The sequence below is a fragment of the Tenacibaculum soleae genome, assembly GCF_030549005.1.
Taxonomy (GTDB): Bacteria; Bacteroidota; Bacteroidia; order Flavobacteriales; family Flavobacteriaceae; genus Polaribacter; species Polaribacter soleae.
Genome location: NZ_JAUOSW010000009.1, coordinates 51,036 through 75,991, shown reverse-complemented (window position 1 = coordinate 75,991; position 24,956 = coordinate 51,036). Strand labels below are relative to the sequence as shown.

Genomic DNA, 24,956 nt, shown 5'->3' with positions numbered 1-24,956 from the left:
TTGGTAGTTTTTAAATTACTTTTATTAATTAAGGGGGTAATCAATAAAAGGTGTTTTAATTAATTGGGGGATTAATTAATGATGTTATTATATGGGTAATCAATAACCTCGGTACAAATATATGTGAATGATGAGTGCTTAATTGATCTGTAGTAATTTTGAGGTGTATTTTTATTTACATAAATTAATAAAATTAAAGTATTTTTTATTTAGCAATTAAACTGATGTGTACTGTACTACATAGTTTTAAAAAATGTAAATAAATTAATTAACTTTTTGTTTTTCATGTTTTTATGTTTGTTTTTTATGTTTTGGTTTTTAAGTCAAAAGGAACTTCATTATTTTAAATAATACCTTTTAATTAATTTTTTTAGTTTTGTTTATGGTTTTTGTTTTAAACGTTTGAAATCATTTTTTTTATTATATGTAGTATATTTGACGTATATTTAAAATATTAATTTAATTGTAAATAGGTTTTAATTTCAATGTAAGTGTATTGTGTAGTACAGGTGAAGTATATGAGTGATGTTTTTTCTAAAAAAGTAATAGCGTTTTTAAGTATTGTTTTTATGTTGTTTTCTATAAATGTAATAGGACAACAACAAAGTATTATTTCAAAAAAAGAATATAAAAATATAATTGTAAAAGGGTTTTATACATTTCAAAATGAAGAAAATGCCCAGTTTTTAGACAGTATATTAACTATCATAAGGCTTAATAGGTTTACTATAAAAGAAGATTCAATTAATAGCAAAATTCTATATTTAAAAGGAGTAAATAATCTAGAATTAAAAAGGTTAAAAAAAGCAGAGGATTTATTTATAAAATCATTTGAGTTAGCAGAAAAAACAAATGATGTGTTTTTAAAAGGATCAATATACAACTCTAGAGGGGTTGTTTTTTCGTTAAGAAATGAAGATTATAATAAAGTTGCAAAATATTATAAAAAGGCAATTGAAAGTTATAAAAAAGTAAGTAATTTATCACAGTTAATAGACACCTATTATAACTTAACGATTAATGCAAGGAAAAGACATAAGTGGGAAGAATCCATAGGTTATGGTAAAAATTTTTTTAAATTAATTGTAAAAGACGGAAAAAGAGTTGACGGGGTAGGTAAAATGTACTACTATATTGCTCATAGTAATTTTAAGCTTAAAAAGAATGAAGAAGCTTTAAAAAATTTAAAAAAAGCAGAAAAATATACGTTAGTAAATAATAGTGAGCTTCTTAGTTTAATTAATTCTTTGTATGCAAAATATTATGAGAGTAAAGGGGAGTATTTAGCAGCAATAAAAAAATACAAGCAGGTAAATGAAAATTTAAAAAAAACTATTGTTTTTAATGAAAAAGAAATAAAAGAATCTTTTGTTCATGAATTAGAGTTAGAAAGCGAATTAAAAGAAAATCAGAGACTTATAATTAATAATCAAAAACTTAAATTGATTGTAAGTACCATTACTCTTATTCTTTTCATAATATTAACGATCTTTCTTATTTCATTGATTAGAAAAAATCGTAATAAAAATAGACGGATAAAAACTTTAAATTTTGAGTTAAAGGAATTGATAGCCGATCTAAAAACTAAAAATGATGATTTAGTAGATAAGAAAACAGAAATTGAATCACTTTTGAATTTAAATGAACAAGCGTTATTTTCTAGAGTTTTAAAAATATCGACCTATAATGACGCGATTAGAAAAATAACTGACGATATTGAAAGTAATAAAGATGCTTCGAGTTATCTAATTTCTGTAAACAAAAAATTATTAAGTTTAATTTCAGAAGAAGAGTTATGGCAAGATTTTAAAGTTCAATTTGAAAAAATAAGACCAGATTTTTTTAATAAGCTAAAGAATATAGCCCCCAATCTATCAGTTAATGATCTAAAACATTGCACCTATATAGTTTCTAATTTAAAAAGTAAAGAGGTTGCTCAGTTGATAAATGTTTCACCACGAAGTGTAGAAACAACAAGATATCGTATAAAGAAAAAAATGGGTTTAGAAAAGGAGGATAGTTTATATGATTTATTGGTTGCATTATAAAAAAAATATAAATTTTACTATATAAATTTTATTATATAAAATTTATGTGCCATATTTGCAACGTTAAAAGACATAACATGACATTTAATCAATTACATCATCATTACCATCATATTTGCACTCAAGCGAACTGAAGATGTATTGAATAAAACCAACATATATTTTAAACCCGTTTGAGTAAATCAAACGGGTTTTTTATTTTTCAAAAAGAGAAAATATATTTACTTAAAAGGTTTACTCAAATAAAATTAATAAATAAACAAAATGAGTAAATTAAGAATTGCAATTCAAAAATCAGGAAGATTAAATAAAGATTCTCTACAAATTTTAAAAGAATGTGGAATTTCAATTGATAATGGAAAAGACCAATTAAAAGCAGCAGCGAGTAATTTTCCGCTAGAAGTGTTTTATCTACGAAATGGTGATATTCCTCAGTATTTAAAAGATGGAGTTATTGATGCTGCTATTGTAGGTGAAAATTTATTGATAGAAAAAGGAGATGGTATTCAGTTTGTTGAAAAATTAGGTTTTTCTGGTTGTAAAGTATCTTTAGCTATTCCTAAGGAAGAAGAATATACTGGGTTATCGTATTTTCAAGGTAAAAAAATAGCAACCTCATACCCAAATACAGTTCAGAGTTTTTTATCAGCAAATAATATAACTTCACAATTACACATTATTAATGGATCTGTAGAAATTGCTCCAAATATTGGTTTAGCAGACGGGATTTGTGATATTGTATCAAGTGGTTCAACGTTATTTAAAAACAACTTAAAAGAGGTTGAAGTTATCTTAAAATCAGAAGCGGTTTTAGCTGTAGCTCCAAAATTAGCAACAGAACAAAAAGTGATTTTAGACAGATTACAGTTCAGAATTCAATCTGTTTTAAAAGGAAGACAATCAAAGTATGTATTGTTAAACGCTCCGAATGATAAACTTAAAGATATTTTAAACTTATTGCCAGGTATGCGTAGCCCAACTGTATTACCATTAGCAGAAGAAGGGTGGAGTTCTGTACACACAGTAATCAATAAAAATGAATTTTGGGAAATTATTGATGAGTTAAAAAGTAACGGAGCAGAAGGAATTTTAGTTTGCCCAATTGAAAAAATGGTAGTTTAAAAAAAGCATATGAAAGCAGTAGAATTAAATAAGAATAATTGGCAATCGTTATTACAAAGACCAACAAAATCTGTTGCAGATATTGAAGGAACTGTAAGTGAAATTTTTAATGAAATTAAAAATGAAGGAGATCTTGCTGTAAATAAATATACTTCTCTTTTTGATAAAGTTGATTTAAAATCAACTGAAGTTACTAGTGAAGAATTCCAAAATGCTGAGAAATTAGTTTCAGAATCATTAAAAGAAGCAATTCAACAAGCAAAAAATAATATTGAAGCTTTTCATGCCGCTCAAAAAACTGAAAAAGTAGTTGTAGAAACTACCAATGGAGTTTTATGTTGGCAACAAAAAAGAGCGATTCAAAAAGTAGGTTTATATATTCCTGGAGGATCAGCGCCGTTATTTTCTACTGTGTTAATGTTGGCAACTCCTGCAAAAATTGCAGGTTGTAAAGAGATTGTATTGTGCTCTCCTCCTGATAAAAACGGATCAATAAATCCAGCTATTTTATATGCAGCAACTTTGTGTGGTGTGACTAAAGTTTATAAAGTTGGAGGAATACAAGCTATTGCAGGATTAACTTTTGGTACAGAAACAATTCCGAAAGTTTCAAAAATATTTGGACCTGGAAATCAATATGTAACTGTAGCTAAACAATTGGCAACAAAATACGGCGTTGCTATTGATATGCCAGCAGGCCCTAGTGAATTATTAGTATTGGCAGATGAATCTGCAAATCCAACTTTTGTAGCTTCAGATTTATTAAGTCAAGCAGAACACGGAGCTGATAGTCAAGTAATTTTAGTTTCTGACTCAATAGATTTCATGAGTAAAGTTGATGAAGAAATTAACTTACAATTAGAAAATTTATCAAGAAAAGAGATTACTAAAAAAGCTTTAGTAAATGCGAAAGCAATTTTAATAAAAGAAGCAAACGAAGTTCTTGATTTTGTAAATGATTATGCACCAGAGCACTTAATTATTTCAACAAGAAATGATGATTATTTTCTTGATAAAATAGAAAATGCAGGTTCAGTTTTTATAGGTAATTACACGCCCGAAAGTGCTGGAGATTATGCTTCAGGTACAAATCATACCTTGCCAACAAACGGATTTGCAAAAGCATATTCGGGTGTAAATTTAGATAGTTTTACAAAAAGTATTACGTATCAAAAAATTTCGAAAGAAGGTATTCAAAATATTGGTAAAACTATCGAATTAATGGCAGAAGCTGAAGGTTTACAGGCTCACAAAAATGCAGTTTCAGTTCGTTTAAAAGCAATTAAAAATGTTTAATTTAAATAAATTAGTTCGCGCTAACATTCAAAAGTTACAAGCGTATTCATCGGCAAGAGATGAGTTTAAAGGAACTGCAGAGGTGTATTTAGATGCAAATGAAAATCCGTTCGGAACTTTAAACCGTTATCCTGATCCACAGCAATTAAAAATAAAACAACGATTATCAGCAATTAAAAAAGTTGAAAACAATCAGATTTTTATAGGTAATGGAAGTGATGAAGTTATTGATTTAGCATTCAGAATTTTTTGCGAACCTGGAAAAGATAAAGCCTTAACTTTTTCGCCAACCTACGGAATGTACGATGTTTCGGCAAATATTAATGATATTGAATTAATTAAGCAGCCGTTGTTGAATGATTTTCAAATAAACTTAAATCAATTACAGCCATATTTAGATATGGAGGATGTAAAAATTATTTTTGTTTGTTCTCCAAATAATCCAACTGGAAACTGTTTTGATGACGAAGACATTATTTATATACTTGAAAATTTTAACGGAATTGTAATAATTGATGAAGCTTATATCGATTTTAGCTCAAAAGCATCTTTTATAACAAAGTTAAACGAGTATCCAAACTTAATTATAAGTCAAACTTTTAGTAAAGCTTGGGGATTGGCAGGCGTTAGAGTTGGTGCTGCGTATGCAAATTCTGCAATTATCAATTTGTATAATAAAGTAAAGCCACCTTATAATGTAAGTACTTTAAATCAAGAACAAGTAATTGAATCTCTTGATAACTTATCTGTTTTTGAAGAAAATAAAAATATCATTTTGAATGAAAAAAAGGTATTAATAAAAGCTTTTCAAAATCTTGAATTGGTTCAAAAAATATATCCTTCGGATGCGAATTTTATTTTGATAGAAGTAACTAACGCAACAGATATTTACAATAAATTAGTAGCACACAAAATTATAACTCGTAATCGAAATAGTTTAGTAAATAATTGTTTACGAATTACAGTTGGTAGTACCGAAGAAAACACACAATTAATCAAAGCATTAAAATCATTAGCTTAAAAAGCTATAATATTCTGAGCGTCATTCCGAATTTATTTCGGAATCTCATCAAGTAAAAAAACATAGAAATGAGAACCTGAAATAAATTCAGGTTGACGAACGAGATTAAAAATAAAAACATGAAAAAAGTATTATTTATAGATAGAGATGGAACTTTGGTATTAGAACCGCCAGTAGATTATCAATTGGATAGTTTAGAAAAGCTAGAATTTTACCCAAAAGTATTCCAATACATGGCAAAAATTGCGTCGGAATTAGATTTTGAATTGGTAATGGTTACCAATCAAGATGGTTTAGGAACTGATTCTTTTCCTGAAGATACCTTTTGGCCAGCACAAAATAAAATTATGGATGCCTTTAAAAAAGAAGGTGTAGAATTTACTGAAGTATTTATTGATAGAAGTTTTCCGGAAGAAAATGCGCCAACACGTAAACCAAGAACAGGTTTGTTAACACAATATTTTTCTGAAGAATACGATTTAGAAAATTCATTTGTATTGGGTGATAGAATTACAGATATGGAATTGGCTAAAAACTTAGGCGCAAAAGGAATTTACTTATCAGAAAATCCATATTTAGGCGCAGATGAAATTGAAGCAGCTAAACAAGAAATATTCAATTCGATTGCATTAACATCTACCGATTGGAAAACTATTTACGAGTTTTTAAAATTACAAGATAGAGTTGCCGAAATCACAAGAAATACTAACGAAACACAAATTTATATCAAATTAAATTTAGATGGTTCGGGTAATAATGATATTGACACTGGCTTAAAGTTTTTTGATCACATGTTAGATCAAATTGGTCGTCACGGAGCGATGGATTTAACCATAAAAGTTACTGGTGATTTAGAGGTTGATGAGCACCACACTATTGAAGATACCATGATTGCTTTAGGTGAATTATTTAATAAAACATTAGGTAATAAATTAGGTATTGAGCGTTATGGGTTTTGTTTGCCAATGGATGATTGTTTAGCACAAGTAGCAGTTGATTTTGGTGGAAGAAATTGGTTAGAATGGGAAGCAGATTTTAATAGAGAAAAAATAGGCGATATGCCAACCGAAATGTTTTTTCACTTGTTTAAATCATTTACAGATGGCGCAAAATGTAACTTAAATATTAAAGCTGAAGGAAAAAACGAACACCACAAAATCGAAGGTATTTTTAAAGCCTTTGCAAAAGCGATGAAAATGGCGGTAAAACGCGATGCTAACAAGATGTTTTTACCATCAACAAAAGGCATGTTATAAAGGTTAGTTGTCAACCTGAATTTATTTCAGGTTCTCATAACAGGTTATTAAAACAATGTGATTCTGAAACAAGTTCAGAAAGATGAAAATATAAAAGAAATATAATTACGAATTAAAAATTGCGAACTAACTGTAATTGAAAATTCATAATTCATAATTAACATATGATTGCAATTATAAAATACAATGCTGGTAATATTCGCTCTGTTCAAAACGCAATTACGCGTTTAGGATATGAAAGTATAATTACTGATAATCCAGAGGAAATTAGAAAAGCGACTAAGGTTATTTTCCCTGGAGTTGGAGAAGCAAGCTCGGCAATGGCATATTTAAGAGAGCGTAAATTAGACGAACTTTTAGTTTCTTTAAAACAGCCAGTTTTAGGTATCTGTTTGGGGTTACAATTAATGTGTACGTCATCCGAAGAAGGAAACACCAAGTGTTTGGGTATTTTTGATACGGAAACAAAACAATTTCCGCCTTTAGAAAAAGTGCCTCACATGGGATGGAATAATTTTTCTGAACTAAAACCATCAAAAATAGTAGATACTATTACTACAGATGAAGATGTGTATTATGTTCACGGTTATTATGCCGAAATTTGCCAAAACACAGTAGCTATTTGCAATTATATCAAACCTTTTAGCACAATTATGCAAAAAGACAATTTTTATGCAATGCAATTTCATCCTGAAAAATCAGCAAGTGTTGGAGAAAAATTACTACTAAATTTTTTAAAGTTATAATCAAGTAACTGTTAACTTTTAAACTAAAAAAAATGAGAATTATACCCGCTATAGATATTATTGAAGGAAAATGCGTACGTTTAACAAAGGGAGATTATAGTACCAAAAAAATATATAATGAAAATCCTGTTGAAGTAGCAAAAGAATTTGAAGACAACGGAATTGAATATTTACACTTGGTTGATTTAGATGGTGCAAAATCACAACACATTGTAAATTATAAAGTATTAGAACAAATCGCTTCAAAAACAAATTTAAAAATTGATTTTGGAGGAGGATTAAAGTCTGATGATGATTTGCGTATCGCTTTTGAAAATGGAGCAAACCAAATTACAGGAGGAAGTATTGCTGTTAAAAATCCAGAAATTTTTAAAGGATGGTTAACACAATACGGAAGCAGTAAAATTATTTTAGGAGCCGATTGTATCAATCGTAAAATTGCAACTCACGGTTGGTTAGAAACATCGCAAGTTGATGTTGTTGATTTTATTAAAGAATATGAAGTTTTAGGTGTAAAAACTACTATTTGTACAGATGTTGCTAAAGACGGAATGTTACAAGGAGCATCTGTAGCGCTATATCAAGAAATCTTAGCTAAAAGTGGTGTAAACTTAATAGCAAGTGGTGGCGTAGCTTCAATAGATGATTTAATAAAGTTAAAAGAAATTGGTTGTGAAGGAACTATTTTAGGAAAAGCTATTTACGAAGGTAATATCACTTTAAAAGAATTACAGCAACTATGTTAAAAAAAAGAATTATTCCGTGTTTAGATATTAAAAACGGACGAACTGTAAAAGGTGTTAATTTTGTTGATATTATTGATGCTGGTGATCCAATAGCATTGGCAAAGCAATATGTTAAAGATGGCGCTGATGAATTGGTGTTTTTAGATATTACAGCAACACTTGAAAACAGAAAAACATTAGTTGATTTAGTTGAAAAAGTAGCACAGGAAATTAATATTCCGTTTACTGTAGGTGGTGGAATTAGTACTGTTGATGATGCTTTAGCTTTAATTAAAGCAGGGGCAGATAAAGTAAGTATCAATTCATCGGCAGTTAAAAATCCGCAGTTAATTACTGATTTAAAAAACCGTTTCGGAAGTCAGTTTGTTGTTGTTGCTATTGATACGAAGTTGATAGATAATCAATGGAAAGTTTTTACCAAAGGAGGAACTTTTGAAACTGATTTAGAAACCGTAAGTTGGGCAAAAGAAGTAGAAAAATTAGGCGCAGGAGAAATCTTATTAACCTCAATGAATAGTGACGGTACAAAAGCCGGATTTTCTTTAGATATTACAAATTCAGTAAGTAAAAATATAAATATTCCTGTTATAGCATCAGGCGGAGCAGGTAAAGAAGAACATTTTGCAGACGTTTTTACAAAAACAGAGGCAAGCGCGGGATTGGCAGCAAGTATTTTTCATTTTGGTGAAATTCCTGTTCCGCAATTAAAAAATTATTTAAAAACAAAAAACATACCTGTACGATGAAAATAGATTTTAATAAATCAAACGGATTAGTACCAGTTGTCATTCAAAATAATACCACGTTACAAGTGTTAATGTTAGGTTATATGAATGAAGAGGCTTTTGAAAAAACAAAGGCTGAAAACCGTGTTACTTTTTACAGTAGAAGTAAAAATAGATTATGGACAAAAGGAGAAGAATCAGGGAATTTTTTAGAAGTGAATGATATCAAAATCGATTGTGATAATGATACTATTTTAATAAAAGCTACTCCAAAAGGACCAACATGTCATAAAGGAACTACGTCTTGCTTTGCAGAAGAAACTCCAAAAGGTTTTTTATACGAGTTAGAGCGAATTGTTAGCGAGCGTATAGACACTGATAACGAAACTTCATATACCAATAAATTATATAAAAGAGGGATTAATAAAGTAGCGCAAAAAGTAGGAGAAGAAGCGGTTGAATTAGTTATTGAAGCTAAGGATGATAATGATGATTTATTTAAAAACGAAGCAGCCGATTTATTTTATCACATTGTAATTCTTTTAAAAGCAAAAGGATTTACACTTGAGGATATAGAGAAAGTTTTAAAAGAAAGAAATTAAGAATATTTGGCTAACGATCCGTATAAAAACAATGTGAACTGACGAGTGTTATTTTCGCAGGACAATCCGCTGAATAAACGAGTGAGGACTTTCGATTTGACACAAGTTTGAGCATTGTTTTTATATGTTGTTGGTAGTTTTACTTTTAATTTTTTTTATATTTACAGTATCCTTTTTGGTAGAAGAAGTTTCATTTTGATATAAAGAATCTATCGATTTTGATTCTATCTTTTTTTCAGTTTGTGAGTTTTTAAAAAAAGTCGAATAGATTAACATAGCCAAAGTAATTATAGCTATGGATATTTTAAGAATTTCAGCTAATCTTTTTTTTCTTCGTTGTTTATATATTCTATAAAAACCGCCAGAAGCCTTAAAATCATTAATATGAGGGGCGTTTGGTCTTAACGATTCATTCCTTCCGGTAATTAGCTTATCTGGTAACTCATTCTGTTCTGTTCTAATTAAATAGGTAAGTTGTTTTAATTTTTTTGGATCTAGTTTACTAAAATTTAAATTATAAATATTTACCCAATTAAGTCGATCTTTGTTTTCTTTTTTAATAAGTTCTAGAAGTAACTTATCCGCTAATTTTGCTTCTTTACGGGTCATATCGTGTGTATTGCTGGCAATTTTCTTAAGAATATAAATCCATTTTAACGATTTAAATTTAAGGTTAGCTAAGTTCGTGTTTTTTAGGTTGAAAATCAAGAAGAGAAAACTAATTTTTAATTATGGTGTTTTTAAAAACAATCTTATTTATTTTTGCAGTATGAATGATTTTCAACAATTAAATGATACTTTACGTAAAAGCGTTTTAGATGCAAATTTTGTAAAACTTACGTTAAGTAAACCGATTAAAAAAAGCGATGGCTTGCCAAATGTTTATGTACGTTTGGTGGAAATAAAAGGAGCAGAAATGTTTCAATTTACCTATCATTATACTACTAATGATAAAGTAAAAAACTACACAATTGCTGAAGCTATATCAGAATTAGAAATCTTATTGATGGATAATTTTAGAACGGCAACTTTATTTACGTTAGCTAAAGATTTGTTGGTTTTTATTTCAAAAAAGAAAAAGGTTTCTTATCGTGAAAACGCGGCAAGTTTTAAAAATAAATTACCTGTAACACACGACAATCCTAAAGAACGTTTAGCAGAAGCGGGTAGTTATTTACACCATTTAGGAATTACAGATAAAGAAGGAAAGGTTATTCATAAAATGGCGGATAAATACCGTCAAATAAATAAATACCTTGAAATTATTGAAGGTTTATTAAAATCTACAAAATTACCTAAGCATATTAATATTGTTGATATGGGTTCTGGTAAAGGCTATTTAACATTTGCTTTGTATGATTATTTAGTAAATCAAAAAAAGTACAATGCCAAGGTAACAGGTATTGAGTTACGTACCGAATTGGTAAATTATTGCAACGATGTTGCTGAAAAATCAGGCTTTAAAAACTTAAATTTCGTTGCGCAACCAATTCAGGAATACGATAATGGTAAAATTGATATTTTGATAGCTTTACACGCTTGCGATACTGCAACCGATGATGCGATATACAAAGGATTATCAGCTAAAGCAGAGTTAATTATTTGTGCGCCATGTTGTCATAAACAAATTCGTCAGCAAGTAAAAGGGAAAGAGCAGGAGAGTCCACTTTTAAAATACGGAATCTTTAAAGAGCGCCAATTCGAAATGGTTACCGATACTATTCGTGCGCTTATTTTAGAAAAAAGCAATTACAATACGAAAGTATTTGAATTTATAAGCAACGAGCATACGCGTAAAAATGTAATGTTAGTGGCGAGTAAATCAAGTAAAAAGAATGATACATCTAAAATTGATGATAAAATATCTGGCTTAAAAGAAGCGTATGCTATTGAAAGTCATTATTTAGAAACACTTTTGTAGTGTTATAAAACATATTAATAAATAATAAAAATCACCAATATTGGTGATTTTTTAGTTTAATTTTACAAATAATGAAAAAAGAATTATTAATAGTTTTTAAAGGCTTAGAAATTTCAAATGAAGAAATAGAAAGTATTCAAGAAAGTTTTACGAAGGTGACTTTTAAAAAAGGAGACACTATTTTAAGAAGTAATGAAGATGTAAAATATCAATATTATGTTTTAAGTGGTTGTTTACGAGCATTTTTTATTGATGAAAAAGGAAAAGAACATACGGTACAATTTGCGGTTAACGATTGGTGGATTAGTGATTATATAGGCTACTTTTCTGAAACAAAATCGGTGTTAACGATTGAATGTATAGAAGAAGCTGTTTTACTACGAGTATCAAAGAAAAATATAGAAAATACTTATAATCAAATACCTAAAATAGAGCGTTTTTTTAGAAAGAAAATGGAACGTTCTTTTGTAAGTTTTCAAAAGAGAATTTTAGCTAACTTATCTCAATCAGCAAAAGAACGGTATCTGAGTTTTATAGAAACGTATCCAAATATAGAGCAGCACGTAAAAAATTACCATATTGCTTCTTTCTTAGGAATTACAACAGAAAGTTTAAGTAGAATAAGAAAAGAAATAGCAAAATAATTTTATGAAAACAGCAATTGTATTAGGAGCAACAGGTTTAACAGGAAGTTTGTTGTTAAATAAGTTGATAAAAGACGATAATTATAAAACGATTAAAGTTTTTACGAGAAGATCAACAGGTAATAAATCACCAAAAATTAAAGAATTTATAGTTGATTTACTTCTTTTAGATCAGTTTACAACCGATTTTATAGCAGATGAAGTATTTTGTTGTATTGGTACAACGGCGAAAAAAACGAAAGATAAGGCTATTTATAAATCGATAGATTATGGTATTCCTGTTACTGCCGCAAAATTAGCAAAAGCGAACGGAGTAGAAGTTTTTACTGTTGTTTCAGCCATGGGGGCAAACTCAAAAAGTAATGTGTTTTATAATAAAACCAAAGGAGAAATGGAAGCCTCAGTTTTAGAACAGAAAATAAAACACACTTACATTTTACGTCCGTCTTTAATAAAAGGAAATCGACAAGAAAGTAGGTTAGGAGAAGATATTGGTAATTTTATAGCCAATTTTATGAACCCGCTTTTAATTGGACGCTTTAAAAAATATAGAAGTATAAAAGCTGAAATAATAGCTACAGCTATGAAAAATATAGTGGAGTTAAAACCAGAAACATCCATAATTCTTTCTCATAAAATTATAGAATTTTCGGAATTATAAATTTCTTATCATACATCAATTTTTACACTTAATACTTGTAGTAATTTTGTTGTAAATTATAAATATCATAAAATGAAAAAAACTATAACAGCATTTTTTGCAATTACTTTATTTGCATCTTGCGGAAATAAAAAAGAAGTTAATAAAGTTGGTAACACTACAGAAAAAGAAGTTAAAATAAAAAAAGTTTTATTTGTGTTAACTTCTCATGAAGATTTAGGTGATACAGGGCATAAAACAGGTTTCTGGATTGAAGAATTTGCAGCACCATATTACTCTTTAAAAGATAAAGGTGTAGAAATTACATTAGCATCTCCAAAAGGAGGGCAGCCACCAATTGATCCGAATAGTGCAGCAGAAAACGCAGCAACTGAGGCTACAAAACGTTTTGATAATGATAAAGAAACACAAGCTGTTTTAGCAAAAACATTAAAATTAGCTGAGGTAAATGAAGCGGATTACGATGCTGTTTTTTATCCAGGCGGTCATGGTCCTTTATGGGATTTATCAGAAGATGAAAATTCTATAGCTTTAATTGAGTCTTTTTATAAGAATAATAAGCCAGTGGCAGCAGTTTGTCATGCCCCAGCGATATTTAAAAATACCAAAGGAACTGATGGAAAACCATTAGTAAATGGTAAAAAAGTAACAGGGTTTACAAATTCAGAAGAAGCTGCAGTAAAGTTAACTGAAGTGGTTCCTTTTTTAGTAGAAGATATGTTAAAAGCTAACGGAGGATTTTTTACAAGAGGCTCAGATTGGGAAGCTCACGTAGTTGAGGATGGTAATTTAATTACTGGACAAAACCCTGCATCATCTGAGTTAGTAGCACAAAAATTATTTGTTAAATTATAGGGAAGTATTTTTAATATAAGAATCGTCTATTAGTTATCTTTTAGACGATTTTTTTTTGAGTAAAACTAAAAACAATATTGTATTTTTAACAATAAAATAAATAAACATGAAAAATTCAAAATTGTTAATCATCTCTGCATTTTTTTCAATATATATTATATGGGGATCAACGTATTTGTTTAACAAGATTGCAGTAACTGAATTATCGCCTTTGTTTTTAGCATCGATTCGATTTTTAATTGCAGGCGGATTGATTATGATAATTGCTAAATTGTTAAAATTACCTATTGGAGTTACTAAAAATCAGTTGATAAATTCGGCAATTGCAGGTTTTTTATTTTTAGTATACGGAAATGGAGTTTTTGTTTGGGCTTTGAAATATGTTGATACTGGTTTTGCTGCATTATTAGCATCAACACAGCCATTATTTGTACTTTTTTTATTGCGGTTGATTGACGGAAAAAGATTACAAAAAAAATCGATTATCGGAGTTTTATTGGGCTTGTTAGGAATGTATTTATTGGTGAGTCAGAAAGAAATTACAACATCAGAGGGGGGCGTTTTAGGTATTTTTATGATTTTAACTTGCGTGCTAAGTTGGAGCTACGGAAGTGTTTTTGTTTCAAAAGCAGATTTACCCAAAAATTATTTGATAGCAACTGGATATCAAATGTTAATTGCTGGATTTATTTTAGCAATTTCAAGCTTGATTTTTAAAGAAACTTGGATTTCTCCTTTAAATTGGGAACTTAAAACACAGGGGGCTATGTTGTTTTTAATTGTTTTTGGTGGTATTGTAGCTTTTACAGCTTTTAATTATTTATTAAAATCAGTTTCGCCCGAAAAAGTAGCAACATCAGCTTATGTAAATCCTATTATAGCCTTGTTTTTAGGTTGGAGTTTGTTGGATGAACAGCTAACCAAACAATCAATAATAGCTTCTGTAATTTTATTAATTGGTGTATATTTTATTACTTCTAGAAAAAGGTCGGTAAAAACAGTTGCCAGAAAAGGTTCGTAAATTAAATACCTATTCCAGATAAATGGATTACAATAGAACCAAATTCATGAAAAATTGTTAATACTGCTTTTTTTTCGCCTAAACTTTTTGGTGAAAAAACAATATTGAAATTTACTTTTTTTCCTGTTAAGTAAGTACCTACTGGTAATTTTTGAATAGTAAATTCGTTTGAATTATTACCTTCAATTTTTATATCGGTAACTTTTATTTTATATGGACAAACGTTCGCTATTTCGAATTCAATAATTTCACTTGTATAAATCGCAGCTTCTATAACACTATAGTCTTGTGATGTCGTATCAAAATCAATACACGATGGAGTGTTATCTTCATCTTTTACACAAGAAAAAAAAGAGAAAAAGAATACAAGAGAGAATACTAAGAGTTTTAATGTTTTCATAATTATTTTTTATAGTCTTATCAAGAATCCCACCAAACAATAAAAAATTTAAATATTTCTCCGTTATTTTTTTTAATCCAACATAAGGGCGCTCTTTTTTCAATTAAAAAATCGCTAGATTTTGTTATAAAATCATTAAAATTTAACCAATTAACATTAGCATGTGGCTGAGTTAACCAATGGTGTTTTGTTGGGATGAAAAACTTACAATCAGAAAATTGAGCTAATTCATTTTGATAAATATAAAAACCAATTATACAATTGTTATTAATAGTTGAAAACTGCTTGCCAAATTGAGTTAATGGAACAAATAATTGGGTTTTAAAATAAACCTGTTGTTCAATTTTTTTTGGAGATAAATTAATTTGTGAAATATATTCTTTACACTCTTTAGAATAGAGTAGTGGAAGTTGCTTTTCTTTTAATTTAGTGAGTTTTTCAATGAGAGAATCTTTTCTGTTAGGACCAATCCAATGTTCTATTTCGGTATTTCCTACCGATGAATCATATAAATAAAATTTATAAACAATTTCTAAATGTATGGGTTGTTTATTTTTTAAAATAATACAATCTAATTCACCTAAAGTAATTTTGTTTTGCTGAATTTGAATGTTTTCAGCTAAAATATTTATTGCTTTATCTTCTGATAAACTAAAAGAAACAAAACGTTCAACTAATTTACCTAAGCGAGGAAGTTTAGTAATGTGCTGATTAAAGGTAGATGTTTTTTTAGGCAATAACTCTGTAAATTGTTGCAAACCAAAAACACCTTTTCCATGCCATAGAAAAGGTGTTTGTAAAAATCCTTTGTATTGTAATTGTATATCTTTCGATTTAAAATTCATCCAAAGAAATTATTCTTTTATTCCTAGTTTAGTTAAAACTAACTGAGTAATATCAAATTTTTCATCGATATAACCAAACTCGTTTCCTCCGGTAGTTAAAATTTGTGTATATCCATTTGCTTTTGCAACTTCACTAATAACTTCACTTAATTTTTTATACAACGGACGCATAAACTCATCCCGGCGTAATTGCATCATAGCGGTTCCGTTTTTACGAAACTTTCCCATCTCTTGTTCTATTTTTTGAAGCTCAGTAATTCTAACTTTTTTATCATCAGCAGTCATTATTTTTTCTTCAGCTTTAAAAGATTCTACTTTGCTTTTGTAATCTGTAAATTTTATATTTAATGATGAATCTAATTTTTTACTGTAGGTGTCAATTCTTTGTAAAACAGTTTTCATTTGAGGCATTTTACTTATAATTAACTCGCTATTTACGGTGCCTAATTTGGTTTGAGCAAATGATGTTGTTGATAAAAGAATTGCAACTAAAAATATAATTTTTGACTTCATTTTTTAATGTTTTTCCACAAATATAAAAAAGTGGGTTAGTTAAATGTTTTAAAATTTGTTAAAATTGATTGTTGATAACGGTTAATATCGAGTTTACATCTGATTGATAGTCAAACCAATGAATTGAGGTGTCTTTTCGAAACCAAGTACCTTGTCTTTTAGCAAACCTTCTGGTGTTTTTCTTAATTTCTTCAATGGCAAACTCTTGCGTAAAATTACCATCAAAATATTCAAAAAGTTCACGATATCCAACGGTTTTTAAAGCATTAAGATTTTTGTTTGCATACAGGTTTTTAACTTCGTTTAATAAACCATTTTGTATCATAATATCAACACGTTGGTTAATACGATTGTACATTATTTCTCTATCGGCAGTCAATCCAATTTTAATTGATTTAAAATTGCGAGGAGCTTTTGGTTTGTTTTTAAAAGAAGTATATGTTTTGCCTGTGCCAATACAAATTTCTAAGGCACGCATTACCCGATGCGGATTGTCGATAGCAATTGAGTTATAGGTTTCAATATCTAATTCTTTCAATTTATTTTGTAACGGTTCAATTCCGTTTTTCTCTAATTCTTTAGTAAGACTAACTCTTATTGAAGGATCAACTTCAGGAAAATAATCCAATCCTTTTAAAACAGCATCAACATATAAACCACTGCCACCAACCATAATTTGTACTGGGTTTTTTAAAAATAAGTTGTCTAATTTTTTTAAAACATCTTTTTCAAATTGCCCAACCGAGTATTCTTCGAAGATACTTTTGTTTTGAATAAAATGATGAGGAGCAGCTGCCAATTCATCAGTTTCAGGAACCGCTGTTCCGATGGTCATTTCTTTAAAAAATTGACGAGAATCACACGAAATAATATCACAATTAAAATGTTGTGCTAATTTAATACTTAGAGCTGTTTTACCAATGGCAGTAGCGCCAACAATGGTAATTAAGGTGTTTTTGGTAGTTGAATTACTCAATTTTAAGGATTTAATTGGTGTCCGCATTCATAACAAAATTCTGCTTCATCTCTATGAAACTCTGCAGCGCAATTTGGGCAAACCTGTGTATTGGTGTGTAAACTATTACTATTTGTTTTTGTCATTTCTGACGAAACAATTCCGGTTGGGATGGCAATAATACCATAACCTAATATCATAATAAAAGAAGCAATTAATTGCCCAAAAGCAGTAACAGGAGCAATATCTCCATAACCAACAGTAGTAAGGGTAACTATTGCCCAATATACACTTCTAGGTATGCTTGTAAACCCACTATTAGCATTTCCTTCTATAAGATACATAATAGTACCTAAGATTAAACAAAGTATGATAACGAAAGATAAAAATACGGCTATTTTAATTCTACTAGCTTTCAATGCTCTAGTAAAATTATTAGATTCTCCAATAAAACGTGCTAATTTTAAAATTCTAAAAATACGCATTAGTCGTAAGGCTCTAAATGCAATTAAAGAATGGAAACTACCAAAAAATAGCAATAAGTATTTAGGGATAGTAGATAAGAAATCAATAATACCGTAAAAACTAAAAATGTATTTATATGGTTTTTTTATGGATATAATTCTTGCAAAATATTCAATAGTAAATAATATGGTAATAATCCATTCAGCTATATTTAAAAATGTTCCGTATTTATTATTGATACTCTCAACACTTTCTAACATTACCAATAAAATACTGGTTAGTATTGAAACTAATATTACAATGTCAAATACCTTACCTGTTGGGGTATCTGCTTCGTAAATTATTTCATGAAGTTTGTCTTTCCAGTTTTTTTGTTCGTTCTTCAAAAAGAAAGATTTTTAGGTGATTATAACAATATTACAAATTATTTTCAACTTGTAATCGTACTATTTTTGTTACTTTATTTTTAAGTAAATAGTTTTTAATAATGATTTTAGCTAAATCAGGGTTTTCAATAGGTGTAAGCATTGATTTTAAAATAGCCAACTGATTTTCTTGAAAAGCCAAATTAGTATAAGCGTACCCTAAAACAACGTTATTTTCAATTAAAATAACAGCATGTTCTTCTGGCGTTCTACCTTTATCGATTAATAATAAATTATCATTATTAAAATTCTTATTTAAATTTTTACGTTTACGAATAACATTAAATTTTGGTTTTAATTTTACAAGTTCTAAATGATATTTTAACCTGGTAAAAAGTATATTACCTGTTTCTTCATAGGTAATTTCGTTAATACGTTTTATTATTTTTTGAGCTTTAGGAGTGTCTTTTAATAATAGCTTATTTACTTCCTGTTTTATATTTGTACCTCTACCAATAAAAATAATATTTCCTTGTTCGCTATGAACATAAAATACGCCTTGTTTTTCTGGTAATTGATCTAGTATTTTTATAAAAAGTTGTTTTTCATGTCTATTATCAGTATATTTTATAGATTGCTGAATGATACTTTTCTCAATATCTTTTTCTAATAGTAATTTAAATAATTGTACTGTTGCCAAAGCATCACCGTTTGCTCTATGCCTGTCGGACATTGGAATGCCAATAAATCTACATAATTTACCTAAACTATGTGAAGGAGCTTCAGGAATTAATTTTTTACTAAGCGCTACTGTACAAAGGGTATTTCTTTTAAAATCGTAACCTAAACGATTGTATTCTGTACGTAAAATGCGATAATCGAAACTAGCATTATGAGCAATGATAATACAATTTTCGGTAATTTCAATAATTCGTTTTGCAACCTCATGAAATTTAGGTGCATTGCGAAGCATTTTATTATTAATACCGGTTAGTTTAACAACAAATTCTTGAATTTCTTTTTCAGGATTAACTAAGCTGATAAACTGGTCAACTACTTGATGACCATCAAACTTATGAATAGCAATTTCAGTAATTCCTTCTTCATTAAATTTACCTCCTGTTGTTTCAATATCTAAAACTGCGTACAATTCTTTTTTTTTTAGCTGATTAATGTAAATCTAAACAATATAATTTCGAACTCCAAAAATAGCGCTACCAATTCGAACCATATTACTACCATTTTTTATAGCTAATTGATAATCACCACTCATACCCATTGAAAGAATAGATAATTTTGAGTTTTTTTCTTTATTTTCACTAAAAAAGTTAGCTAAAGAGACAAATTCTTCTTGTAATTGTTCTTGGTTGTCAGTAAATGTAGCCATTCCCATAAAACCTACGACATTTATGTGTTGTAATTCAGCAAATTCTTCAGATGAAATAATTTCATCAATAGCGTTAAAAGATAATCCAAATTTTGTTTCTTCTTTGGCAATACGTGCTTGTAATAAACAATTGATTACCCGATCATGTTTTTTAGCTTGTTTGTTAATTTCTTTTAGTGTTTTAAAACTATCAACACCATGAATTAAATCAACAAAATGTGCCATGTATTTAACTTTATTTCGCTGTAAGTGACCAATCATATGCCATTTAATATCTTTTGGTAGCGCATCGTATTTGGTAACCATTTCTTGAATTTTATTTTCACCAAACACACGCTGTCCTGCATCGTAAGCTTCTTGAATATCAGCAATTGGTTTGGTTTTAGAAACAGCAACTAAAGTTACGTTATTAGGTATGGTTGTGTTTATTTTTTGAAGATTTTCTTTAATTCCTGTCATTTCTAATTAAATTTCATAAATAGTTAAAGCGCTTCTTAATTTGGGTTCGATATATGTTGTTTTTGGTGGCATTAACATATCGGCATCAACAATTTCTTTTAGTTCATGTATGGTGGTTGGTAACATTCCGAAGGATACTTCAAAATTACCAGCATCTACTTTTGTTTTTAACTCTAAACTATCAGATTTATCTTGAGAATACATAATTTTTGATGCATTTCTAATGTCTTTGATTCCTAATATCGGATTTAAAATAGTTTGATATAAAATTTGTGCATCTAATTTACTTAAGGCATCTGTAAATTTATATCTAGATTTACGCAAATGCAATGCATAAAATTCACCATTTAAATACATACTAAATTGATGTTTTTCTTTGGGTTTGTATAACTCTTGCCCTCTGTTTTCTATCCTAAAAAAAGTATCTAACTCTATTAAAAATTCTTCGGTTGTATAACCATTCAAATCTTTTATAAATCGATTAAACTCGTAAATACTTAATTGACTTTCAGGTAATAAATAACTCATAAAAAAGTTATATTTTTCATTACCTGTATGCTTCGAATTTTCACTAGCTAAGTTTTTGGCTAATAAACATGAAGATGTAGATCGGTGATGTCCATCAGCAATATACAATGTATTTACTTGCGAAAAAGCATTGGATATTTGCGTAATGTCATTCTCTTTATCAACAATCCAAAGTAAATGTGAGTCTTTATCAGTTGTAGAAAATTCGTACTCAGCTCTGTTAATTGTATATTTTTTTATAATTGTTTCAATTACATTATTATCTGGGTATGTTAAAAGTACAGGTTCAGCATTAAAACCTGTGTTTTTTAAATAATTTTCAAATAACAATTCGCGCTCTTTTAAAGTACCTTCGTGTTTTTTTATCGTATTATTATGATAATCTTCTACTGAGGTGGCAGCTATAATTCCGCAAAAAGAGTTTGTTGGTGTTGTTTTTTGATAAATATAAAATCCAGGATTTTTATCTTTTGTAAAAATACCATCTTCTTTAAACTCTAAATAACGATTGTGCACTAATTTAAAGCGTTGTTCACCAGTAACATCTTGTTTGTGATATTTATAACCAGGGTTAATTACATGTAAAAATGTATAAGGGTTAAAAGCTAATTTAGCATTTAACATTTCTGGAGGATAAATTTCATACGATTTAGATGAAACTAATGCTACTTTATCTCTGGTAGCTCTTACCGCTTTAAAAGGTTTTACAGTTGCCATTAATACTTTAATTTATTCTTGTAAAGAATTAATAATTTTATCAGCCAACTCGGTACCAATTTTATGTTGCGCTTCTACAGTGTAAGCTGCAATATTAGGGCTTAAAGACAAATTTGGATTCATTAATAGCTGAATTTCTGGTTTTGGTTGATTTTCAAAAGTATCTAAACCAGCATATTTAACTTTACCGCTTTCAATGGCTTTTACTAAAGCTATTTCATCAACTAAGCCTGCTTGTGCTACGTTTATAAAACCAACACCATCTTTCATCTGTTCAAATTCTTTGGTGCTAATTAGATGGTTTTCTTGTGCTGATAAATGTAAGCTAATAAAATGCGCTTCTTTAAATAACTCATCTGAACTTAACATATCAATTTCGATGTCAATATTTTGCCCGTTAAAAAAATCAATCGGTATAATGATCGAATTATCGTAGTCTACATCATAAGCAACCACTTTCATTCCTACACCTAAAGCAAGTTTAGCTACTTGCTGCCCGGCAGCATCCATACCTACAATCCCTAAAGTTTTTCCGCGTAATTCAGTTCCGTTAGAAAACTGTTTTTTCATAGCATTAAAACTCATATCACCTTCTAAAGGCATTTCTCTATTGGCTTGGTGTAAAAAACGAGCCATCCCTAACAAGTGTGCAAAAACTAATTCGGCAATAGCATTGGCGCTAGCGTCAGCAATATTTACCACTTGTACACCACATTCTTGGGCATACATAACATCAATATTATCGTTATTGGTACCAGCGTTTGCTATTAATTTTAAACTAGGGCAGTTGTCAATTAATTCGGCATGTATTTCGGTGTTATTTTTAATAATAATTACGTTAATTTCATCCTCATTAATAAAATTTTCTAATTGCTCTTGAGCAACTTTGGTTATTATTACTTCAAATCCTGCATTTTCTAAAGTAGCTTTTCCACTTTCAGAAATTCCGTCGTTTGCTAATATTTTCATTTAAAATGTGTCTCTTTTTTATTGATAGCTTTTAGCTAATTCGTTCTAATTCTTGCATTACATCCACTAAGGCTTGTACACTATATAAAGGTAATGCGTTGTACATGCTTGCTCTATAACCACCAACACTTCTGTGCCCGTTTAAACCATTAATATTGGCTTCGGCCCACATAGTATCAAACTTATTTTTTAAGGTTTCGTTTGTTAAAGAAAACGTAGCATTCATGTGGCTTCGATCTTCAGTAACAGCTTCCCCTTTAAATAACGGATTTCTATCTATTTCGGTATATAAAAGTGCCGATTTTTGTTGGTTTACTTTTTCTATAAATTCAATTCCGCCTAAATCTTTTAACCATTCTAAAGTTAACATCGATGTATATATGGCAAAAACAGGAGGTGTGTTAAACATACTGTCTTTATCGATAAATGTTTGATAGTTTAACATTGATGGAATTATACGTTCTACTTTTCCTAAAATTTCTTCTTTTACAATAACTAACGTAGTTCCTGCAGGTCCCATGTTTTTCTGTGCCCCAGCATAGATTAAATCAAATTTTGAAAAATCTAACTGACGAGAAAAAATATCAGAACTCATATCACATATCAACGGAACCGAAGTTTCAGGAAAACTTTTCATTTGCGTTCCGTAAATCGTGTTGTTACTTGTGCAATGAAAATAATCAACATCCGTAGGAATTTCATAACTTTTTGGAATGTAATTAAAGTTATTTTCTTCGGATGAAGCTACTTCAATCAACTCGCCAAATAATTTAGCTTCTTTAATAGCTTTGCTACTCCAAGTACCTGTATTTAAATAAGCTGCTTTTTTATTTAGTAAATTATAAGCCGTCATTAAAAACTGATTGCTGGCACCGCCTTGCAAAAACAATGCTTTATAACCTTTGTTTTGTAGGCCTAATAACTCTAAGGCTAAACTTCGTGCTTTTTCAATAACAGCAACAAAAGGCTTACTTCTGTGCGATATTTCTAATAACGATAAATTATCATCATTAAAATTGATAACTGCTTCGGATGCTTTTTGAAGCACATCTTCAGGTAAAATACAAGGGCCTGCGCTAAAATTATGCTTTTTCATTACTAAAGTGGTGTTTTGTTATAACAAAGGTGCGAAATTTATAGAGTGTATTTTTATATTTTTGATAAAAACTCAAGCGTATTTATTCCATCAGCATAATCCCATAATTGCGGATTTTGAGTTTCGCCAAAAGCAATTTCATTTGCTGTAAAATTACGAGCTACTACACATTGTATTTTTTCTTTGTCTTGTTTTAATTTTACTTTTAAATCTTCAATATTGTCGTAATATTCGTAAAAAACTGAAGCGATAGGAGAGGCGTAACTTTCATCTTCTTTAATCATTAAAAAACCGTTTTCTAAAATATCAAACTCGCTCATTAAATAAACCGCTTTATTATAATCGTAATTATTGGCATATTTAGCGTTGTTAATAATTTCTTGCTTGTTGTACATGCCTGTAAAAAAAGCATCGAAATTATAATTTTTTGGAACATATAATTTTGATACTGAACGGCATCCTAACCCGAAGTAACAAAAAACATCATTACTTAAGTTTTCTAAATCTTGAGGCGTTTCATTTCCTGTTAAAACGGCTACCGAATTTCTACTTTTTCTAATAATACTAGGTTTATCTTTAAAATAAAATTCAAAATAACGCGCCGTATTATTGCTTCCAGTAGCAATAACAGCATCAAAATCGGTTAATTTTTGTTCGGTAAATGTAATTTTACCTTTCAATTCGGGCTGAACGTATTCTAAATACTTAGCTAAAAAAGGTAATAAATGTTTATCGTTTGATGATTGTTTAACTAATACTGAATGTCCAGCAATTAAAACAGATATAAAATCATGAAAACCAACAAGCGGAATATTCCCAGCCATAATAACAGCAACTTGTTTTGAATCGTTTTCGCCTAAATTTTCATTAGCAATCCATTGTTGAATATTTTCTTTGGTTAAGGCTTTAGACCAGCTTTCGGTAGCAAATAATAAGTTTTCTTTGGTAAACCAAGTATTATTTTCTCCAGCTATTTTTAATTGATGTTTAAATCCGTCAAAAAATAAGTCGTTAAATTTAATTTCGTTTTTTTGAGTAGTTTCTTTTTGAGTAAACTGACCTAAAAACTTCCCTAATTCTACAAATGCTGAAATTCTATTTTGGATTGTATCCATTTATTTTGTTTCTAAATTAATTTGGAACTATTTTTGCACCTGCAAAGTTACAAAACTGAAATAGATTAATTATGGCAATTATAATAACAGATGAATGTATAAATTGTGGTGCATGTGAACCAGAATGTCCAAACACGGCAATTTACGAAGGAGCTGATGATTGGAAATATGCTGATGGAACTGATTTAACAGGAAACGTGGTTTTACCTAGTGGTAAAAAAGCGAATGCTGATGAAGATCAGGAGCCTATTTCAGATGAAATTTATTTTATTGTAGCTGATAAATGTACTGAGTGTAAAGGTTTTCATGAAGAACCACAATGTGCAGCAGTTTGCCCAGTAGATTGTTGTGTGCCTGACGATGATAATGTAGAAACTGAAGAAGAGTTATTAGCTAAACAAAGTTTTATGCATAACGAATAGTTTACAATATTATATAAAATAAAAAAATCCCGAGATTTGTTCTCGGGATTTTTTTA

At 29.2% G+C, this 24,956-nt stretch carries 27 protein-coding genes; 15 read left to right on the top strand and 12 right to left on the bottom strand.

Going from position 1 to position 24,956, the window contains the following annotated elements:
- Nucleotides 1–518: 518 nt before the first annotated feature.
- The 9 genes from Q4586_RS12245 to hisIE all read left to right on the top strand — a co-directional run bounded on the left by Q4586_RS12245 (nucleotide 519) and on the right by hisIE (nucleotide 9,562).
- The gene (locus tag Q4586_RS12245; RefSeq protein ID WP_303529325.1) at nucleotides 519–2,048 is read left to right on the top strand and encodes a tetratricopeptide repeat protein; all 1,530 of its coding nucleotides are present in this window, start codon (nucleotides 519–521) and stop codon (nucleotides 2,046–2,048) included.
- A gap of 264 nt (nucleotides 2,049–2,312) precedes the next feature.
- Entirely contained in the window at nucleotides 2,313–3,170 is an 858-nt protein-coding gene (gene hisG, locus Q4586_RS12240) for an ATP phosphoribosyltransferase (RefSeq protein ID WP_068706325.1), read from the top strand.
- A 9-nt stretch (nucleotides 3,171–3,179) separates the two neighbouring features.
- Nucleotides 3,180–4,466, top strand: coding sequence for a histidinol dehydrogenase (hisD, locus tag Q4586_RS12235; RefSeq protein ID WP_068706327.1), 1,287 nt, complete (start codon nucleotides 3,180–3,182; stop codon nucleotides 4,464–4,466).
- Nucleotides 4,459–5,487 (top strand): histidinol-phosphate transaminase, encoded by a 1,029-nt coding sequence (hisC, locus tag Q4586_RS12230; protein ID WP_068706329.1) that lies wholly within the window; start codon nucleotides 4,459–4,461, stop codon nucleotides 5,485–5,487. The genes hisD and hisC overlap by 8 nt, the downstream gene beginning before the upstream one ends.
- Before the next feature lie 119 nt (nucleotides 5,488–5,606).
- The gene (gene hisB / locus Q4586_RS12225) at nucleotides 5,607–6,743 is read left to right on the top strand and encodes a bifunctional histidinol-phosphatase/imidazoleglycerol-phosphate dehydratase HisB (RefSeq protein WP_068706331.1); all 1,137 of its coding nucleotides are present in this window, start codon (nucleotides 5,607–5,609) and stop codon (nucleotides 6,741–6,743) included.
- Nucleotides 6,744–6,907: 164 nt separating this feature from the next.
- Nucleotides 6,908–7,489 (top strand): imidazole glycerol phosphate synthase subunit HisH, encoded by a 582-nt coding sequence (gene hisH / locus Q4586_RS12220; protein WP_068706333.1) that lies wholly within the window; start codon nucleotides 6,908–6,910, stop codon nucleotides 7,487–7,489.
- A 32-nt stretch (nucleotides 7,490–7,521) separates the two neighbouring features.
- Complete coding sequence (hisA, locus tag Q4586_RS12215) at nucleotides 7,522–8,235, top strand: 1-(5-phosphoribosyl)-5-[(5-phosphoribosylamino)methylideneamino]imidazole-4-carboxamide isomerase (RefSeq protein ID WP_068706335.1); 714 nt, start codon at nucleotides 7,522–7,524, stop codon at nucleotides 8,233–8,235.
- Entirely contained in the window at nucleotides 8,229–8,981 is a 753-nt protein-coding gene (gene hisF, locus Q4586_RS12210; RefSeq protein ID WP_068706337.1) for an imidazole glycerol phosphate synthase subunit HisF, read from the top strand. Before hisA ends, hisF begins: the two co-directional genes overlap by 7 nt.
- Nucleotides 8,978–9,562, top strand: a complete 585-nt coding sequence (gene hisIE, locus Q4586_RS12205) for a bifunctional phosphoribosyl-AMP cyclohydrolase/phosphoribosyl-ATP diphosphatase HisIE (RefSeq protein WP_303529317.1) — start codon at nucleotides 8,978–8,980, stop codon at nucleotides 9,560–9,562. The genes hisF and hisIE overlap by 4 nt, the downstream gene beginning before the upstream one ends.
- 120 nt (nucleotides 9,563–9,682) lie before the next feature.
- On the opposite strand, the gene Q4586_RS12200 is transcribed toward hisIE, so the two are convergent.
- Nucleotides 9,683–10,171: a hypothetical protein gene (locus tag Q4586_RS12200; protein ID WP_303529314.1), complete on the bottom strand. Its 489-nt coding sequence runs from the start codon at nucleotides 10,169–10,171 to the stop codon at nucleotides 9,683–9,685.
- Between the two features lie 160 nt (nucleotides 10,172–10,331).
- Between Q4586_RS12200 and Q4586_RS12195 the strand changes: the two genes are divergently transcribed.
- From Q4586_RS12195 to Q4586_RS12175, 5 genes are all read left to right on the top strand, one after another.
- On the top strand, nucleotides 10,332–11,483 hold the full coding sequence (locus Q4586_RS12195; protein ID WP_303529312.1) for a class I SAM-dependent methyltransferase: 1,152 nt from the start codon (nucleotides 10,332–10,334) through the stop codon (nucleotides 11,481–11,483).
- A 71-nt stretch (nucleotides 11,484–11,554) separates the two neighbouring features.
- A complete protein-coding gene (locus tag Q4586_RS12190) occupies nucleotides 11,555–12,127 on the top strand; it encodes a Crp/Fnr family transcriptional regulator (RefSeq protein WP_068706342.1) in 573 nt (190 codons plus the stop codon).
- Between the two features lie 4 nt (nucleotides 12,128–12,131).
- Nucleotides 12,132–12,788 carry an NAD(P)H-binding protein gene (locus tag Q4586_RS12185; RefSeq protein WP_303529308.1) on the top strand — a complete coding sequence of 219 codons (657 nt, stop codon included), beginning with the start codon at nucleotides 12,132–12,134 and terminating at the stop codon, nucleotides 12,786–12,788.
- Nucleotides 12,789–12,860: 72 nt separating this feature from the next.
- Nucleotides 12,861–13,643, top strand: a complete 783-nt coding sequence (locus Q4586_RS12180) for a type 1 glutamine amidotransferase domain-containing protein (RefSeq protein ID WP_303529305.1) — start codon at nucleotides 12,861–12,863, stop codon at nucleotides 13,641–13,643.
- A 106-nt stretch (nucleotides 13,644–13,749) separates the two neighbouring features.
- Nucleotides 13,750–14,664, top strand: a complete 915-nt coding sequence (locus Q4586_RS12175) for an EamA family transporter (protein WP_303529302.1) — start codon at nucleotides 13,750–13,752, stop codon at nucleotides 14,662–14,664.
- 1 nt (nucleotide 14,665) lies between these two features.
- On the opposite strand, the gene Q4586_RS12170 is transcribed toward Q4586_RS12175, so the two are convergent.
- From Q4586_RS12170 to Q4586_RS12120, 11 genes are read right to left on the bottom strand one after another with little or no spacing between them, the layout of a single operon-like run.
- Nucleotides 14,666–15,064: a hypothetical protein gene (locus tag Q4586_RS12170; RefSeq protein ID WP_303529299.1), complete on the bottom strand. Its 399-nt coding sequence runs from the start codon at nucleotides 15,062–15,064 to the stop codon at nucleotides 14,666–14,668.
- Nucleotides 15,065–15,084: 20 nt separating this feature from the next.
- Entirely contained in the window at nucleotides 15,085–15,909 is an 825-nt protein-coding gene (locus Q4586_RS12165; protein ID WP_303529297.1) for a DUF1853 family protein, read from the bottom strand.
- A 9-nt stretch (nucleotides 15,910–15,918) separates the two neighbouring features.
- A complete protein-coding gene (locus Q4586_RS12160) occupies nucleotides 15,919–16,422 on the bottom strand; it encodes an OmpH/Skp family outer membrane protein (protein ID WP_303529294.1) in 504 nt (167 codons plus the stop codon).
- Between the two features lie 58 nt (nucleotides 16,423–16,480).
- The gene (gene miaA, locus Q4586_RS12155; RefSeq protein WP_245662362.1) at nucleotides 16,481–17,398 is read right to left on the bottom strand and encodes a tRNA (adenosine(37)-N6)-dimethylallyltransferase MiaA; all 918 of its coding nucleotides are present in this window, start codon (nucleotides 17,396–17,398) and stop codon (nucleotides 16,481–16,483) included.
- 2 nt (nucleotides 17,399–17,400) lie between these two features.
- A complete protein-coding gene (locus Q4586_RS12150) occupies nucleotides 17,401–18,228 on the bottom strand; it encodes an ion transporter (RefSeq protein WP_068706358.1) in 828 nt (275 codons plus the stop codon).
- A 31-nt stretch (nucleotides 18,229–18,259) separates the two neighbouring features.
- On the bottom strand, nucleotides 18,260–19,357 hold the full coding sequence (locus tag Q4586_RS12145) for an exonuclease domain-containing protein (protein ID WP_068706360.1): 1,098 nt from the start codon (nucleotides 19,355–19,357) through the stop codon (nucleotides 18,260–18,262).
- Nucleotides 19,358–19,387: 30 nt separating this feature from the next.
- A complete protein-coding gene (locus tag Q4586_RS12140) occupies nucleotides 19,388–20,053 on the bottom strand; it encodes a YggS family pyridoxal phosphate-dependent enzyme (RefSeq protein ID WP_068706362.1) in 666 nt (221 codons plus the stop codon).
- A 6-nt stretch (nucleotides 20,054–20,059) separates the two neighbouring features.
- Entirely contained in the window at nucleotides 20,060–21,298 is a 1,239-nt protein-coding gene (locus Q4586_RS12135) for a DUF1015 domain-containing protein (protein WP_068706364.1), read from the bottom strand.
- Nucleotides 21,299–21,310: 12 nt separating this feature from the next.
- Nucleotides 21,311–22,267 (bottom strand): NAD(P)-dependent oxidoreductase, encoded by a 957-nt coding sequence (locus Q4586_RS12130; protein ID WP_068706366.1) that lies wholly within the window; start codon nucleotides 22,265–22,267, stop codon nucleotides 21,311–21,313.
- Between the two features lie 31 nt (nucleotides 22,268–22,298).
- A complete protein-coding gene (serC, locus tag Q4586_RS12125) occupies nucleotides 22,299–23,363 on the bottom strand; it encodes a 3-phosphoserine/phosphohydroxythreonine transaminase (protein ID WP_303529284.1) in 1,065 nt (354 codons plus the stop codon).
- Between the two features lie 53 nt (nucleotides 23,364–23,416).
- Nucleotides 23,417–24,478: an acyl-CoA reductase gene (locus tag Q4586_RS12120; RefSeq protein ID WP_303529281.1), complete on the bottom strand. Its 1,062-nt coding sequence runs from the start codon at nucleotides 24,476–24,478 to the stop codon at nucleotides 23,417–23,419.
- 71 nt (nucleotides 24,479–24,549) lie between these two features.
- On the opposite strand from Q4586_RS12120, the gene Q4586_RS12115 reads away from it, so the two are divergent.
- Complete coding sequence (locus tag Q4586_RS12115; protein WP_068706371.1) at nucleotides 24,550–24,900, top strand: 4Fe-4S binding protein; 351 nt, start codon at nucleotides 24,550–24,552, stop codon at nucleotides 24,898–24,900.
- Nucleotides 24,901–24,956: the final 56 nt, after the last annotated feature.